This window comes from Methylobacterium mesophilicum SR1.6/6 (genome assembly GCF_000364445.2).
GTDB classification, from domain to species: Bacteria; Pseudomonadota; Alphaproteobacteria; order Rhizobiales; family Beijerinckiaceae; genus Methylobacterium; species Methylobacterium mesophilicum_A.
Window position 1 is genome coordinate 4588926 of the sequence record NZ_CP043538.1, and the last position, 14926, is coordinate 4603851.

General features: G+C 70.4%; 16 protein-coding genes. 10 read left to right on the plus strand and 6 right to left on the minus strand.

Translation table 11 applies throughout. The features are described from left to right. Window positions 1-4: 4 nt before the first annotated feature. Entirely contained in the window at window positions 5-2149 is a 2145-nt protein-coding gene (locus MMSR116_RS21815) for a TonB-dependent receptor (protein WP_039894382.1), read from the minus strand. 185 nt (window positions 2150-2334) lie between these two features. Here MMSR116_RS21815 and MMSR116_RS21820 point away from each other — a divergent pair, with 185 nt between their 5' ends. Then, a complete protein-coding gene (locus tag MMSR116_RS21820; RefSeq protein ID WP_010686386.1) occupies window positions 2335-3555 on the plus strand; it encodes a GTP-binding protein in 1221 nt (406 codons plus the stop codon). A gap of 10 nt (window positions 3556-3565) precedes the next feature. Here MMSR116_RS21820 and MMSR116_RS21825 read toward each other — a convergent pair whose 3' ends face one another. From MMSR116_RS21825 to MMSR116_RS21835, 3 genes are all read right to left on the minus strand, one after another. Next, window positions 3566-4192, minus strand: coding sequence for a MarR family winged helix-turn-helix transcriptional regulator (locus MMSR116_RS21825; protein WP_010686385.1), 627 nt, complete (start codon window positions 4190-4192; stop codon window positions 3566-3568). An 84-nt stretch (window positions 4193-4276) separates the two neighbouring features. Next, a complete protein-coding gene (locus MMSR116_RS21830) occupies window positions 4277-4666 on the minus strand; it encodes a response regulator (RefSeq protein ID WP_039894381.1) in 390 nt (129 codons plus the stop codon). A gap of 130 nt (window positions 4667-4796) precedes the next feature. Continuing rightward, entirely contained in the window at window positions 4797-6062 is a 1266-nt protein-coding gene (locus tag MMSR116_RS21835) for an adenosylmethionine--8-amino-7-oxononanoate transaminase (protein WP_039894380.1), read from the minus strand. Between the two features lie 252 nt (window positions 6063-6314). Between MMSR116_RS21835 and MMSR116_RS21840 the strand changes: the two genes are divergently transcribed. The 3 genes from MMSR116_RS21840 (at window position 6315) to MMSR116_RS21850 (ending at window position 8939) form a co-directional block, all read left to right on the plus strand. Beyond that, complete coding sequence (locus MMSR116_RS21840; protein ID WP_039894378.1) at window positions 6315-7439, plus strand: aminotransferase class I/II-fold pyridoxal phosphate-dependent enzyme; 1125 nt, start codon at window positions 6315-6317, stop codon at window positions 7437-7439. Window positions 7440-7555: 116 nt separating this feature from the next. Then, complete coding sequence (locus MMSR116_RS21845) at window positions 7556-8065, plus strand: OsmC family protein (RefSeq protein WP_039894376.1); 510 nt, start codon at window positions 7556-7558, stop codon at window positions 8063-8065. Window positions 8066-8081: 16 nt separating this feature from the next. After that, window positions 8082-8939 carry a class I SAM-dependent methyltransferase gene (locus MMSR116_RS21850; protein WP_010686381.1) on the plus strand — a complete coding sequence of 286 codons (858 nt, stop codon included), beginning with the start codon at window positions 8082-8084 and terminating at the stop codon, window positions 8937-8939. A 93-nt stretch (window positions 8940-9032) separates the two neighbouring features. Here the strand turns inward: MMSR116_RS21850 and MMSR116_RS21855 are convergent, their stop codons facing one another. Beyond that, window positions 9033-9335 carry a DUF3572 domain-containing protein gene (locus MMSR116_RS21855; protein WP_432419915.1) on the minus strand — a complete coding sequence of 101 codons (303 nt, stop codon included), beginning with the start codon at window positions 9333-9335 and terminating at the stop codon, window positions 9033-9035. A gap of 74 nt (window positions 9336-9409) precedes the next feature. Between MMSR116_RS21855 and MMSR116_RS21860 the strand changes: the two genes are divergently transcribed. Both MMSR116_RS21860 and MMSR116_RS21865 read left to right on the plus strand, forming a co-directional pair. Beyond that, entirely contained in the window at window positions 9410-9781 is a 372-nt protein-coding gene (locus MMSR116_RS21860; RefSeq protein WP_010686379.1) for a response regulator, read from the plus strand. 137 nt (window positions 9782-9918) lie between these two features. Next, on the plus strand, window positions 9919-11292 hold the full coding sequence (locus tag MMSR116_RS21865) for a PleD family two-component system response regulator (RefSeq protein WP_010686378.1): 1374 nt from the start codon (window positions 9919-9921) through the stop codon (window positions 11290-11292). A gap of 136 nt (window positions 11293-11428) precedes the next feature. On the opposite strand, the gene MMSR116_RS32290 is transcribed toward MMSR116_RS21865, so the two are convergent. Next, window positions 11429-11689 carry an autotransporter domain-containing protein gene (locus MMSR116_RS32290; protein WP_010686377.1) on the minus strand — a complete coding sequence of 87 codons (261 nt, stop codon included), beginning with the start codon at window positions 11687-11689 and terminating at the stop codon, window positions 11429-11431. Window positions 11690-12292: 603 nt separating this feature from the next. On the opposite strand from MMSR116_RS32290, the gene MMSR116_RS21875 reads away from it, so the two are divergent. From MMSR116_RS21875 to MMSR116_RS21890, 4 genes are all read left to right on the plus strand, one after another. Further along, window positions 12293-13255 carry an acetyl-CoA carboxylase carboxyltransferase subunit alpha gene (locus MMSR116_RS21875; protein WP_010686376.1) on the plus strand — a complete coding sequence of 321 codons (963 nt, stop codon included), beginning with the start codon at window positions 12293-12295 and terminating at the stop codon, window positions 13253-13255. Further along, entirely contained in the window at window positions 13252-13983 is a 732-nt protein-coding gene (locus MMSR116_RS21880; RefSeq protein ID WP_010686375.1) for a DUF1796 family putative cysteine peptidase, read from the plus strand. Before MMSR116_RS21875 ends, MMSR116_RS21880 begins: the two co-directional genes overlap by 4 nt. 260 nt (window positions 13984-14243) lie before the next feature. After that, entirely contained in the window at window positions 14244-14708 is a 465-nt protein-coding gene (locus MMSR116_RS21885) for a GNAT family N-acetyltransferase (protein ID WP_010686374.1), read from the plus strand. A gap of 17 nt (window positions 14709-14725) precedes the next feature. Continuing rightward, window positions 14726-14902, plus strand: coding sequence for a hypothetical protein (locus MMSR116_RS21890; RefSeq protein WP_010686373.1), 177 nt, complete (start codon window positions 14726-14728; stop codon window positions 14900-14902). Window positions 14903-14926 lie beyond the last annotated feature (24 nt).

Genomic DNA, 14926 nt, shown 5'->3' on the forward strand with positions numbered 1-14926 from the left:
GCCCTCAGAACCGCGCCGTCAGGAACAACCGCACGTTCCGCCCCGGCAGCAGGATCTCGTCCTTCTTGAACGAGGTCGAGTTGCGGATGTCGTCGTTCAGCAGGTTGCGGCCCTGGACGCCGAGGGTGATCGCGCTCGCCCCGTAGACCGCGGGATCGACGACCTTGGTATAACTCAGCTCGGCGCGCAGGTCGTCGTAGCCGGGGGTCGGCGTCTCGTACACGGCCGTGGCATCGTGGCTGAAGGCGTGGAGCAGGTTCACCCGCGCGAACCACCCGTCGGCCCGCAGGTAGACGCCGCCGCCGAGCCGGTAGGGCGGGATGCGCGGCACGTTCGTGCCGTTGTCGAACTGGGCGCGGACGAAGTCGAACTGCGCCTCGACGCCGGCGAAGCCGTTGCCCACCGGCACGAGGTCGTACTGGCCGATAATCTCGGCGCCGTAGAAGGTCGCGTTCTGCTGCTGGTAGACGATCTGCCGGTTGTCGGTGCCGACGCCGCAGGAGGCGAAGTCGTCGTCGCAGGTCAGGCCCGTGTAGTTCCGGTAGATGAAGCCGGTGTAGCGGGTGAAGTAGCCGGTGGCGTCCAGGCGGAACGGCCCCTCGGCCCGCCGGATGCTGGCCTCGACGGTCCGGGCGCGCTCCTTCTTGAGGTTCGGGTTGCCGATCTCGAAGGTCGCGGTGGCGTCGTGCGGGCCCTGCGAGAACAGCTCGTAGCCCGTGGGCCCACGCTCGACATAGGAGCCGGTGAGGCTGGCCACGAAGCCGTAGGGCAGGTCCTGCAGCGCACCGATGCTGGCGCTCTTCGGGGCGAAGCGCCGGGTCCGCGCGTACTGGAACGGCTCCTGGCCGTCGACCGGCACGTAGTCGGCGGGGAACTGGGCGGCCGTGCTCGACAGCCGGTCGACCTCGTAGCGCCCGGCCGCCTGTAGCCGCGTACCCGGGCGCAGCTCCAGCTCCTCGAACAGGTAGACCGCATTGGCACGGGACTCGGTTTTCGGCAGGAACGACTCGAGCTGCGTGTTGATCACGCGCCGGTCGGACTGAAAGCCGAGAGCGCCGGTCAACTTGCCGAACTCCGTGGAGACCGGGACGTGCTGGAGTTCCAGGCGGCCTTCCGCCTCGCGGTTCTTGAAGATCGCCTGGATACCCTCGATCCCGTCCTCGCCGATGCCGACCTCGTTGTGGCGGTAGACCGAGTAACCAGCCCAGTAGCGGATCACCTCGAACGGGCCGTCGAGCGGGCGGTACTCGCCGCGCGACAGGACCCGGTCCTGGTTCGGGGTGAGGCGGGTGCGGTCCTGCTCGGCCACGCCGCCGGGAATCGCGTAGACCGCGTCGTAGTGGCTGAAGGAGATGCCCATGAAGCCGCGGTCGCCGATCGCCGAGATGCCGACCGCGCCGCCCTGCGACTCGTTGTACGAGTTGCGCTGGATCCCGCCGGGGATCGCGTAGCTGTCGTTGGCGGTCTTGAAGCCGTCGGCGTGGACCGCGATGCCGTCGCCGCCGGCATCCACCGTGGCGGCCCCGAGCCGGCCGTTATCCACACTGGAGAAGCCGCTGGTGACCTGGCCCTGCACCCCGTTCGCCGGGATGAAGGTCGGCACCCGGTTGTTGTCGGCCGAGACGACGCCGCCGATGGCGCCCGAGCCGTAGCGCAGGGTCGCGGGACCGCGGATCACTTCGATCCGGTCGGAGACCAACGGGTTGACCGGCACGGCGTGGTCCTCGCCGAGGTCGGACACGCCGCCGTTGACGATGCCGTTCTCCTGGATCCGCACCCGCGCATTGTCGAGGCCGCGGATGATCGGCCGGGACGCCGCGCCCGGCGCGTAGGTCGTGCCCGAGATGCCAGGCCGGTCGAACAGGGCGTCACCCAGGGTCCGCGGCTGGTCGCGCGCGATCTGGTCCTGAGTCACCACGGTGACCGGCGAGAACGTGTTGGTCGCCACCGGCAAGACGCCGATCGGCACCGCGGCTTCCGCCGCGACCCCGCCGCGCGACGGCTGGATCGGGCTGGGGCTGGTGACGCTGATCTCCTCAAGAGCGACGGCCTGCTGCGCCCACACGGCGGACGGCGTCAGGAGGCCGGCACAGACGGTCGAAGTCAGGACCGTGCTGGCGAGAAGGCCGGAGCCGCGCGAGAAAGACATGGACACCCACACAGTGTTATATCGTTTCATTCTTGCTGCATCGCGATCCAGCGCAAGCGGTAATCCCTGCCCGCTCGGATGCCATCAAGAAACGTTACATCGTTGCAACAGAATGCAGGGTCTCGCTCTGAAGAGAACCCGCCGACTCGCTTGATTCTGAAACGTTATAACATCAAAATGGAGAGATGACCCAGCGCTACACACGCCTCCCCGTCACCGTCCTGTCAGGCTTCCTTGGAGCCGGGAAGACGACCTTGCTCAACCACGTGCTCAACAACCGCGACAGCCGTCGCGTCGCGGTGATCGTCAACGACATGAGCGAAGTGAATATCGACGCTGACCTCGTCCGCACGGGCGGCGCCGACCTGTCCCGCACCGACGAGACGCTGGTCGAGATGACCAACGGCTGCATCTGCTGCACTCTGCGCGACGACCTGCTCTCGGAAGTGCGCCGCCTCTCCGAGGCGGGCCGGTTCGACTACCTGCTGATCGAGGGAACCGGCATCGCTGAGCCTTTGCCCGTTGCGTCGTCCTTCTCGTTCCGGGACGAGGCGGGGCAGGCCCTGTCGGACCTCGCCCGGCTCGACACGATGGTGACGGTGGTCGACGCGGTGAACCTGCTCGGGGATTACGGCTCGGCGGCATTCCTGCGCGAGCGCGGCGAGAGCGCCGGCACCGAGGATACGCGCACGCTCGTGGACCTGCTCGTGGAGCAGATCGAGTTCGCCGATGTCGTGGTGATCAACAAGGCGCGCGACGTTTCCGCCGGGCAACTCGCGCTGGTCCGCTCGGTGGTGCGCGGCCTCAATGCCGACGCCCGCATCCTCGAGACCCACCACGGCCAAGCACCCTTGTCCGAGATCCTCGATACCGGCCTGTTCCAAGAGGAGAAGGCCCAGCAGCATCCGCTCTGGTTCAAGGCCCTCTACGGCGCCGACCAACACGTGCCGGAGACCGAGGAGTACGGCATCGCCTCCTTCGTGTACCGTGCCCGGCGGCCCTTCGACCCGGAGCGCTTCAACGATTTCGTCAACGCCACCTGGCCGGGCCTGATCCGGGCGAAGGGACATTTCTGGCTGGCAACGCGGCCGGACTGGGTCGGCGAATTCTCCCTCGCGGGGGCCGTCGCGCGGATCTCCGCCATGGGTTTCTGGTGGTCAGCGGTCCCGCGCCGGCGCTGGCCGGAGGATTCCGAGTTCCGGGAGCGCCTGTACGCGGTCTGGAGCGAAGTCTGGGGTGACCGGCGCCAGGAGTTGGTCTTCATCGGCACCGGCATGGACCGCGGGGCGCTCACCGCGGCGCTGGATGCCTGCCTGATCGAGACCGGATCGGACCAGGCGCCGTTCGATCCCGCGCCCTACAGGGATCTGCCGGACCCGTTCCCGGCCTGGCGCCCGGCGGCCTGAGCGTCGCCGCTCAAGTGGTCAGTCCCTCGGTCTCGTCCTCGGCCTCGATCTCGGCGTCCGCCTCGGTCACCTGTCCGGAAGCGCCGGCCGCCTCGGCGAGGCCACGGGCCGCCTTTCGAAGGAGCTTGCGCAGGCGGCGCCGGTCGGTCTTGTCGAGGTGGTCGAGCAGCTCGGATTCCACCTCCGCCTGGATCTGCTCGATCGCCTGCGCCTTCGCGAGACCGGCCTCGGTGAGCTGAACGCGAACGATGCGCCCATCGCCCGATTCGGCCCTGCGCTCGACGATGCCGAGAGCCGCGAGCCGCGTCACCGTCTTCGACGCTGTGGGCGGGCGCACCCGCAGCAGCGCGGCGAGGTCGCCCATCGTCATCGTCCCAGCGGCGGCCAGGGCCTGCACGACCTGCTCCTGTCCGGCGAACAGGCCGAGCTTGGCCAAACGGTCGCCCGTGCGGGCGCGATGCAGGCGGGCGGCCTGCACCAGAGCCCAGCCGACGCTGCGGATCCCGGGCGGCCGCATCTTCTTGGACGACAGCGACAGAGGCGCCCTGTCGGCGTCATGACGATCGCGTTTCTGGTTATCGCCCACCGGAGCGCCCGAGTTCGTGCCGGCGGCCGCCGGATGATCCTGAAGTTGCACCGTTCATCCCCCTTCACCAGCCGCCCGAGACCCTGTGGCGCTGACCGGTGACGCTGCGATGACGGGGCCGGACCGGCCGGCCGCTTAGCAGTGCATGAGACGCTGGAGCCGGTCCAGGATGTCCTCGCCCGTGCAGGGCCGGGCGATGAAGTCGGCATGCTCGGGCATGCGAGTCGGATCCGGGGCGGACCGTCCCGACACGATCAGGATCGGAAGCTGCGGGCGTGCCTCGGCCACGGAGCTTGCGAGGTCGAATCCGTCCGTCTTGCCCGATAGCTGGACGTCGGTGACGAGCCCGCAAATATCCGGGCGCGCCTGCAGAATGCTGAGCGCCCGCTCGGCGGAGGCGCACTGGACGGTGTCGTAGCCGCCTTCTTCAAGAACGTCCCCGAGGTCCATAATCGTCAGCGCCTCGTCCTCGACGAGGAGGATTACCGGCCGATTGCCGCCCGAACCCGTCTGCTCACTCGCCACTGTTTACTCCCTCCGGCAGCGTGCGGCCGCGAGGGCCGCCGCACGCGTCTTCAGCCCTAGGCCCAACGGCAGAAACGGTTCCGGGTTGCAGGCCGGTGAAGCGGCGGCGTGCCCACAGGGCCCAGGACCGTCACGTTGCCGGAGACGGCGGCTCGCTCACCACCGCGGCGATCGCCTCGATCAGGCGATCAAGATCCGCCGGATCGATCGTGAGCGCGGGCGTCAGGTAGACGATGTCACCGAACGGCCGCACCCACACTCCCCGGTCGAGGAGCCGGGCCTTCAGGGCGCCGAGATCCGGCGTCCGGCAGAACTGCACCGCCCCGATCGCGCCGAGGACCCGGACATCCGCCACCCCGGGGGTGTGCCGCAGCGGCTCCAGCCCGGCGGCGAGGCAAGCCTCGATGGTCCGCGCCTGGGCGAGCCGCGGTTCGGTCTCGAAGAGGTCGAGGCTGGCATTGGCCGCCGCGCAGGCCAGGGGATTGGCCATGAAGGTCGGGCCGTGCATCAGCGCGGCCGCCGGATCCTCGGACCAGAACGCCTCGAACACCTCTGTACGGGCGACGGTGGCGGCGAGCGCCATGGTGCCGCCGGTGAGGGCCTTCGACAGACAGAGGATGTCCGGCACGATCCCGGCCTGCTCGCAGGCGAAGAGGCTGCCGGTGCGCCCGAAGCCGGTGAAGATCTCGTCCGCGATGAGCGGCAGGCCGTGACTCCGCGCGAGCCTGGCGACAGTGGCGAGCACCTCGGGCGGATGCGTGCGCATCCCGCCCGCCCCCTGGACGAGCGGCTCGACGATCACCGCCGCCAGGGTCGCGCGCTGCGCCGCCAACGTCGCGTCGAGAGCCTCGGCCTCAGCCCTGGTCCGCGGCAAATCGCAGAAAACCTGCATGGGCAGGTAGGCGCCGAAGCGGCGATGCATGCCCTCTTCGGGATCGCAGACCGACATCGCCCCCATCGTGTCGCCGTGATAGCCGCCGCGGAAGCTGAGCACCTTCGTCCGGCCGCTCACCCCGCGGTTGATCCACATCTGCGCCGCCATCTTCAGCGCCACCTCCACGGCGACCGAACCGGAATCGCTGAAGAAGACGTGGTCGAGATCGCCCGGGAGCAGATCGGCGAGCCGGGCCGCCAGCCGCTCAGCCGGCGCGTGGGTGAGGCCGCCGAACATGACGTGGGGCATGCGCGCCAGCTGGTCGGCCACGGCGCCCGCTATGTGCGGGTGGTTGTAGCCGTGGACCGCCGTCCACCAGGACGCGATGCCGTCCACCAGTTCGCGGCCGTCGGCGAGGACGATGCGGCTGCCATGGGTCGCCACCGCCTCCAGTGGCGGGGCGGCGTCGCGCATCTGCGTGTAGGGCCGCCAGAGATGCGTGCGAGACGGGTCAAGCGTCATGGCGAGGGCATGCGCGGCCGGAGCAGTATCGGTCAAGCCGGCGCGCGCTCGGGATCCGCTGCCATCCGGGTCGATCGATGCCGGCCACGGTTGGGCAGCGTGCCGCGGGTCAGGAAGCGCCCGTACGGCGATCGCGCAAGCCAGAGCGCCGAACAACGATTGATCCGCGCGCGCTGTCCCGCACAAGCGCGCGCGGCCGCGCGCGGATCCGGCCGCCTTGACATCCGCCGAACCGCGCGGCCCATCACCCCCATGGACAGCCTCGACGCCTTCGCTCGCCAAAAGCTTGACGCCCTGGAGGCCGGAAGCCTGCGCCGCCGCTTGGTGCAGACCGAGCGCGGGACGGGTGCCGCGGCTGCACGGGACGGCCGGGCGCTCGTCTCGTTCTCCTGCAACGACTATCTCGGCCTCTCCCACCATCCGCGCGTGATCGCGGCCGCCCAGGAGGCCGCGGCAGTCTACGGCGCCGGGGCCGGCGGATCCCGGCTGGTGACCGGCGACCATCCCTATCTCGGCGCCCTGGAGGAGCAGCTTGCCGCCCATAAGGGCACGGAGGCCGCGCTGGTCTTCGGCAGCGGCTATCTGGCCAATCTGGGCATCACTCCGGCGCTGGCCGGCCGCGGCGACCTCATCCTGCTGGACGACCTCTCCCACGCCTGCATGTGGGCCGGGGCGCGGCTCTCGGGGGCGCGGGTGCTGACCTACCGCCACAACGATCCCGGCGACCTTGCGCGCCAGCTCGGGGAGCATCGGTACGGGCACGGCCGCGCCCTCGTCCTCACCGAGCGGGTGTTCAGCATGGACGGCGACCGGGCACCGCTCGGCGATATCCTGGGGATCGCGGAGGGCTTCGACGCCTGGACGCTCGTCGACGACGCCCACGGGATCGGCGTGGTCGAGGGAGGCCCGCGGGCGCCGCTGGAGATGGGCACCCTGTCGAAGGCGCTGGGATCCTACGGCGGCTATCTCTGCGCGTCGCGGCCCGTGATCGACCTGATGACGAGCCGCGCCCGCAGCTTCGTCTACACCACGGGCCTGCCTCCGGCCTCGGCCGCCGCCGCCCTGGAGGCCCTGGCGATCCTGGAGGCGGAACCGGATCGGCGCGCCCGGCCGCTCGTCCTCGCCCGGCGCTTTACGGCGCGCCTCGGCCTGCCGGAGGCCGAGAGCGCGGTCGTCCCGGTGCTGGTCGGGGAGGCGCAGGCGGCGCTCACCATCTCGGCGGCGCTGACGGCCGCCGGCTTTCTCGTGGTGGCGATCCGCCCGCCGACGGTGCCGCCGGGGACTGCGCGGCTGAGGGTGGCCTTCTCGGCAGCCCACGAGGAGGCGCAGGTCGATGCCCTGGCCGACGCGGTGGCGCGGCTGACCGGGCGCCCCTGACGGCGCTTTGCGCGGACCGCGCCCGGCACCTATACCGATGCCCTGACGGGGCGCGGGTGCGCTCCGGAATGCCCGCCCCCCGAGAAGCGGGCGCAGAGCGGCATCGAGAGGACGACATGGACGCCAGCGCGCTGCGAGCCCTCCAGGCTCCGATCAAGGACAAGTACCGCAGCGCGCCGGATGCTGCGGTCATCACCCTCAAGGCCAAGGGCACCCTCGACGACACCAAGATCGCCTGCAAGGTCGAGACCGGCCGCGCCATCGCGGAGGCGGGCCTCCACCCGGCGACCGGCGGATCCGGAGCCGAGCTGTGCTCGGGCGATATGCTCCTGGAGGCCCTGGTCGCCTGTGCCGGGGTGACCCTGAAGGCCGTTGCGACGGCCCTTGAGATCCCGCTCCGATCCGGGACTGTCAGCGCCGAAGGCGACCTCGACTTCCGCGGCACCCTCGGTGTCGACAAGGAGGCGCCGGTGGGCTTCCGCAGCATCCGCCTGTCCTTCACGCTCGATACGGACGCGCCGGAGGACAAGCTCGCCCAGCTCCTGAAGCTGACCGAGCGCTACTGCGTCGTGTTCCAGACCCTGAACCACAAGCCGGAGTTGTCGGTCGCCGCCACGACGGCCTGACGGGGAGGGGATGATCATGGCGGGCGGCGTCACGCAGGCCGAGTACTGGAACGGCGAGGTCGGGACGCGCTGGGCCCGCAACCAAGCGGTCCTCGACGCGGTCTTCGCGCCGCTGACCGAGGCCCTGTTTGACCGGGCGGATGTTACACCCGGACACGCCGTGCTCGACATCGGCTGCGGCGCCGGCGCCACGACGCTGGACGCGGCACATCGGGTCGGGCCAGGCGGCGCGGTCACGGGAGCCGACATCTCGGCGCCGCTTCTCGCGGTGGCCCGCGGCCGCATCGCCGCCGAGGCGCCCGGCGCCGCCCCGATCCGGTTCGTCGAGGCCGACGTGGAGCATGCCGATCTCGGAACCTTCGACGCGGCCCTGTCGCGCTTCGGCGTGATGTTCTTTTCGGATACCGGCCGCGCCTTCGCCAACCTGCGCCGTATGCTGAAGCCCGGAGGCCGACTGACCTTCCTGTGCTGGCGGGGACTCTCCGAGAACCTGTGGGTCAGCGTACCCAGGGAGGCCGTGCTGCCGCTCCTGCCGGAGGCACCGCCGCCTCCGCCGCCGGACGCGCCGGGGCCGTTCCGCTTCGCCGATGTGGACGCGATGGCCGCGCTCCTGCGCGGCAACGGGTTCGGGACCGTCACCTGCGACGCGCTGGACCGGGACGTGGTCCTCGGCCGGGGCGCGGACGATGCCGGGGCCGCACAGGCAGCGGCCCACGTGGCCCTCAACCTCGGCCCGACATCGCATCTCGTGCGGGAGGCCGAACCGGACCTACGCAGCCGCGCCGAGGCGGCCGCGGTCGCGGCGCTGCGCCGCCACGCGACGGGCGGCGCCGTGCGGTTGCGTGCCGCCTGCTGGCTGGTTCAGGCAGGGTGAGGGGGCGCCGCGACGAGGCTTCGAGACGATCCCGGATCGCCGTCCGCCGTGTCCCAGGCGTCCGTGAGAGGGCTTTTTCCACAGCCGCCGGCGTCACGCCCACTCGTCGTCCGGCCGCGGCGACAGTCGCTGCCAAGCCTCGGCGATCCGCTCCGGCTTGATGCCGAGGGCGCTCGCGCAGGCGACGAGAACCGCCTCGTCGCCCATCACATGGTCGAGGACGCCGACCAGGAAGGCCGGTTCGCGGGCGCTCGCGCGCAGGGTGTCGGGGCTGAGCCCGCTCGCCGCCATGAAGGGCAACAGGCGGTCTTCGTCCCCAGCGATCCACAAAAGAACGTCCAGAGCCAGCCGTTCCGCGGGCTCATGCCCTTGAAGAGGTTTGCCATTCATCAACATGTGAACGCTACAAAGGCGAGGGAGGGGCTTCACCGCCCGCTAATCATGATCGGCGCGCACCGGGACAACGGATCATGAAGAAGACGGTGCTGATCGTCGAGGACAACGAGTTGAACATGAAGCTGTTCAACGACCTCCTGGAGGCGAACGGCTACGCGACCCTGAAGACCGCCCACGGCATCGAGGCGATCGAACTCGCCCGCGCGCATCATCCCGACCTCATCCTCATGGACATCCAGCTCCCCGAAGTCTCGGGCCTGGAGGTGACCAAGTGGCTCAAGGAGGATGACGATCTCAAGAGCATCCCGGTCATCGCGATCACGGCCTTCGCCATGAAGGGCGACGAGGAGCGGATCCGCGAGGGCGGCTGCGAGGCCTACCTGTCGAAGCCCATCTCGGTCGCGAAGTTTTTGGCAACGGTTCGCGCTTATCTTGAGCCGAAGTGACCCCGGAGGGGCTTAGCCGTTGAGCAGGTGACCCGACCGCGCCGGGTCGGGTCACCTGCTCAACCGTTCGTCCCGATGCGCCACCCCGGGTCGCTCCGCCCGATACGGACCGCGAAGCGGCGCATCAGCGAGGAACCATGTCGGCCCGCGTCCTCATCGTCGACGACCTGTTCCCCAACGTGAAGCTTCTGGAGACGAAGCTAGGGCTGGAATATTTCGACACGCTCGCCGCCATGAACGGCCCGGACGCCATCGCGATCTGCGAGAAGGGCTTGTGCGACCTCGTGCTGCTCGACGTGATGATGCCCGGCATGGACGGCTTCGAGGTGTGCCGACACCTCAAGAACAATCCTGTCACCTCCCATATCCCGGTGGTGATGGTCACGGCCCTCGACCAGCCCGCCGACCGGCTGCGGGGTCTCGATGCCGGCGCTGACGATTTCCTGACGAAGCCCGTGGACGACACCGCCCTGTTCTCCCGGGTGCGCAGTCTCGTGCGCCTGAAGGCGGTGACCGACGAGTTGCGCCAGCGGGCGCTGGCCTCGCGGGACTTCGGCATCGGTGACCCTCTGGCGCTCGCCACCGCGGAGACCGGCCTCGACGCCCGGATCCTGCTGGTGGAGGACAGGCCCGGCTCGGCCGAGCGGCTGGCCGGCGCGCTGCGCCAGCACCACAGCGTGACGATTGAGTCGGATCCGCAGGAGGCCCTGCGCCTCGCCGCCGAAGCGGGGTTCGACCTCGCCCTGGTGAGCCTGGATCTCGAGGGCTTCGACGGTTTGAGGCTGTGCAGTCAGCTCCGGTCTCTGGACCGGACCCGCGCCATGCCGCTGATCATGCTGGCGGAGGAACATGACCGCGCCCGCGTCGTCCGCGGGCTTGATTTCGGCGTGCACGACTTCCTGATGCGGCCGGTCGACCGCAACGAACTTCTGGCCCGCGCGCGCACCCAGGTGAAGCGCAAGCGGTTCACGGACGTCCTCCGGGGGGCGATGCAAGCTTCCCTGCAGATGGCCGTGATCGATGGGCTCACCGGCCTGCACAACCGGCGCTACCTCGACCATCACCTGGGCTCGCTCTTCGCCGACCCGGTCGCCCAGCGCCCGGCGCTGGCTGCCCTGATCCTCGACATCGACCACTTCAAGGGCATCAACGACGGCTACGGCCACGAGGCCGGGGACGAAGTGCTGCGCGGCTTCGCCGAGCGGGTCCGTCAGCACACGCGGCCCGTCGACGTCGTGGCCCGCTACGGCGGCGAGGAGGTGGTGGTCATCCTGCCGGAGGCCGGCCTCGCCGAAGCCCAGGCCATCGCCGAGCGCATCCGCGAGCGGATCGAGGCCGTGCCGTTCGCGGTGCACCGGGCGACCCGGTCGATCCCCGTCACGGTCTCGATCGGCGTCGCCGTGCGGCACGCCGAGGATTCCGATCCCGGCACCATGCTCAAGCGCGCCGACCTCGCCCTGTACCGGGCCAAGGCGGCAGGGCGGAACCGGGTCGAGCCGCAGGCGGCGTGAGGCCTCCGCCGCCGAGTCCCGCTGGCTGGAGCGCTCTCCGCCGAAGTGGACATAGGTTCGGCACGAGCGCGCGTCTCATCGACAAAGACTTCGAGCCACGCGCGAGCGCCACGCGATCGGGCGCGGCTCCAGCGTCTCACCAGCGGAGCGTGAGATAGCCCCGCACGGCGTGGTCACAGGCAAGGGCGCCGATCTGACCGGCGTAGCTCGCTCTCAGCGTCACGGCCTTCGAGAGCTGCGCCTCCAGGCCCGCCGAGGCCACCTGGGCGTCCCGGTCGATCGGCGCGCCCGCCGTCCGGAAGGCCATACCCCCGCCCCGGAACGCCAGCAGCGCCGACGGCACCACGTCCCCGAAGGCCCGCCGATAGCCGTTGGGGCCGTGGAGGCTGACCGGCACGCCGCCGGCCGGCCGAGCCAGGGTGTCGAAGGCGGTGATGGTCTAGCCCGCCGCCACGCCCACCCGCAGGTCGTCGAGGCCCGGTATGATCAGTGAGCCGTAACCGGTCTCCAGGCCCATCAGGAAGCCGCCGGTCTCCCGGGTCAGGCGGGCGGTGTTGCGGTCGCTGCGGGTGCTGCCGGACGTGCCAAGCCCCTAGCCCCAGAGTGCCACGTTCGCCTGGTAGGCACCATCGGGAGGAGCCCCCGGACGGGATCCTCGATAGGGCATCGTAAATCGTCGGAAGTGCCGTACCGGGCGCGGCGCGACCGCCGGGGAGACTCGCCGCCCCAAGCTCTCCCGCCGGGCCGAAACGGAGGCGGTCGAGGAGCGTCTCCTGGACGAGGACGGCGTTCTGCACCGCGACGCCCATCGCCGCGGCGTGGATCTCGCCCGACGTCTGTCGCGGGAGCCACGCTGCCATCCCGGAGCATCGCGGGGCCGTGCCGGTCCACCTTCGTGTCCCTGCCTCGGTCAACAGGCCGGTTGACACCACCCCCGGCATCGCCAACACCTCGCGCCCGCCGCCTCGCTGCGGCGGCCCCCGGGAAGACCTGTGATACGATGGCGGTGACGCGCACCTACCTCGACTTCGAGAAGCCGGTTGCCGAGCTGGAGGCCAAGCTCGAGGAGCTGCGGGCGGTCGGCGAGCGCGACGGCGCGGTCTCCATCGCCGAGGAGGTCGGCCGGCTGGAAGCCAAGGCCGGCCAGGCGCTCGCTGAGATCTACGCCAACCTCACCCCCTGGCAGAAGACCCAGGTGGCCCGCCACCCGCAGCGGCCGCACTTTGTCGATTATTGTGGCGGCCTCATCACTGAGTTCACGCCCCTCGCCGGCGACCGCAGCTTCGGCGAGGACGCCGCGATCCTGGGCGGCCTCGGCCGCTTCCGCGGACGCCCGGTCCTTGTGCTCGGCCAGGAGAAGGGCGCCACCACCGAGGCCCGGCTCAAGCACAATTTCGGCATGGCCCGGCCCGAGGGCTACCGCAAGGCGGTCCGCCTGATGGAGACCGCCGACCGGTTCGGCCTGCCGGTCATCGCTTTCGTGGACACGGCGGGCGCCTATCCGGGCATCGAGGCGGAGGAGCGCGGCCAGGCCGAGGCCATCGCCCGCTCCACCGAGGCCTGCCTCGCCCTCGGCGTGCCCAACGTCGCCGTGGTGATCGGGGAGGGCGGCTCGGGGGGCGCCATCGCGCTCGCCACCGCCAACCGGGTCCTGATGCTGGAACACGCGATCTACGGGGTGATCTCCCCCGAGGGTGCCGCCTCGATCCTGTGGCGCGACCAGGGCCGCGCCTCCGACGCCGCCACCGCCATGAAGATCACCGCGCAGGATCTGCTGCGCCTCGGCGTCATCGATGCGATCATCCCGGAGGCCACCGGCGGCGCGCATCGCGACCGCGAGGCGGCGATCCGCGCCGCCGGCCAGGCCATCGCCGAGTCGCTGGCCCAGTTCGACGGGCTCTCGCCGGCCGAGATCCGCGACCGGCGCGCGGAGAAATTCCTCGCCATCGGCCGGACCCTGTGACCGGAGCCGGGGCGACGGGTGGCCTGCTCGGCGCCCTCGGGCGGCTTCTCGGCCGGCGGGACGCCCGCGAGCCGGGTCGACACAACCACGTGTCGCTGGGCTGCAACTGCCAGATGGCGCACGTGCTCAAGACCCTCGACCTGCGCCAGTGGTCGGGCCCGCTGGACTGGATCTTCTCCATGCCGGGCATGGCCCGGGACTGCCTCGCCGACGATTTCGCCGCGCTCCTCGACCGCGACCAGCTCGAGAGCATCCCGGAGATGGAGCGGCGCGGCCCCGACATCTGGCGCGGACGCCACCGCCTCTACCGCGAGCGGCACGGGCTCGAATGCGTGTTCAACCACCACGACCCGGCGGCGAACGCGGCGGACTATGCCTTCCTCACCGAGGGCGTGCGCCGGATCCGCACGGCTCTGGACACGCCCGGCACCGAGAACCGGGTGTGGATGATGACCCATCTCCATACGCCCCGGGACGTGGTGGAGGCGATCGACGACCTGCTCCAGGCCCGGGCGAGCCGCAACCACCTGACCTTCCTGCAGCTTGAGACCGGGCACCCGCGCATGGCGGTGACGGAGGCGGTGGATCTTCGGCCGTCGCTACGCTGGCTCACTGTCCAGACACCCTCGGAGCCGGTGGGCCTGCGGCTGGCCGATCCGACCGACGACGCGGCTCTGGTGGAAATCATCCGCGGCGAGGCGATGCGGCGACCGGCTCTGTTCGGCTGAAGGGGATTGAGGACCGGAGCCGCCCATGCGGCGCAGAGCAGGACAGCACGGCCTCGTTCGCCGGACCAGCCCTGGCCTTGAGCAGGTCCGGGCGAGCCAGTGTCGCGGGAGAGGGCATTTGTGAGCGACGGACTCGGATCCAAATGTCGGCGCCGCGAAGCAGGGAGCGATATCCGCGTCGGGGCCGGTGCCTGCTGCGAAGCCCTGGTCCGCCGATGGCCGGAGAGTGCCGCGAGCGGCCATCCAAGGGACGATGAGCGATGAGCAGACGTGAGATGCGAGTCCGCCGTGCGGTCCTTGCGGATGTCCAGACGATCGTTGCGCTGCTGGCCGACGACGAGTTTGGGTCGAGCCGCGAAGAGCCCTGGGAGTCCGCTTCGCAGCAGTACCGCGATGCCTTCGCCGAGATCGACGCCGATCCACACCAGTTTCTCTGCGTCGCGGAAATCGGCGCGTCCATCGTTGGAACTCTGCAGCTCACGTTCATCGCAGGCCTCTCCCGCAAGGGGTCGAGGCGAGGCCTGATCGAGGCTGTCCGCATCGCGCGTGAACGACGGGGGGAAGGGCTCGGCGAAGCCCTGTTGACCTGGGCAATCGATGCCTGTCGCGAGCGCGGCTGCGCAATGGTGCAATTGACCACGGACAAGAGGCGGCTGGACGCGCACCGCTTCTACGAGCGGCTTGGCTTCGCGCCGTCGCACCAGGGCTATAAACTGCAGCTTTGAGCGTGGTCAGGCTGGCGATGACAATCGGCGCCTTCAACCTCGGCAACGGGATCGGGGCGGCCGTCTGCGGCGGGGTCACCGTTGCCGGCCTCGGCTGGACGGCGGTGCCGCTCGCCACGGCCGCTCGGCTGCTGATCGCGGGGCTGCGCCGCGGGGTGCGCAGGTCCGTGGCCATCGGTGTCGTCTGCGGGTGAGCCGGTCGTCCACCGGAGAGAGCG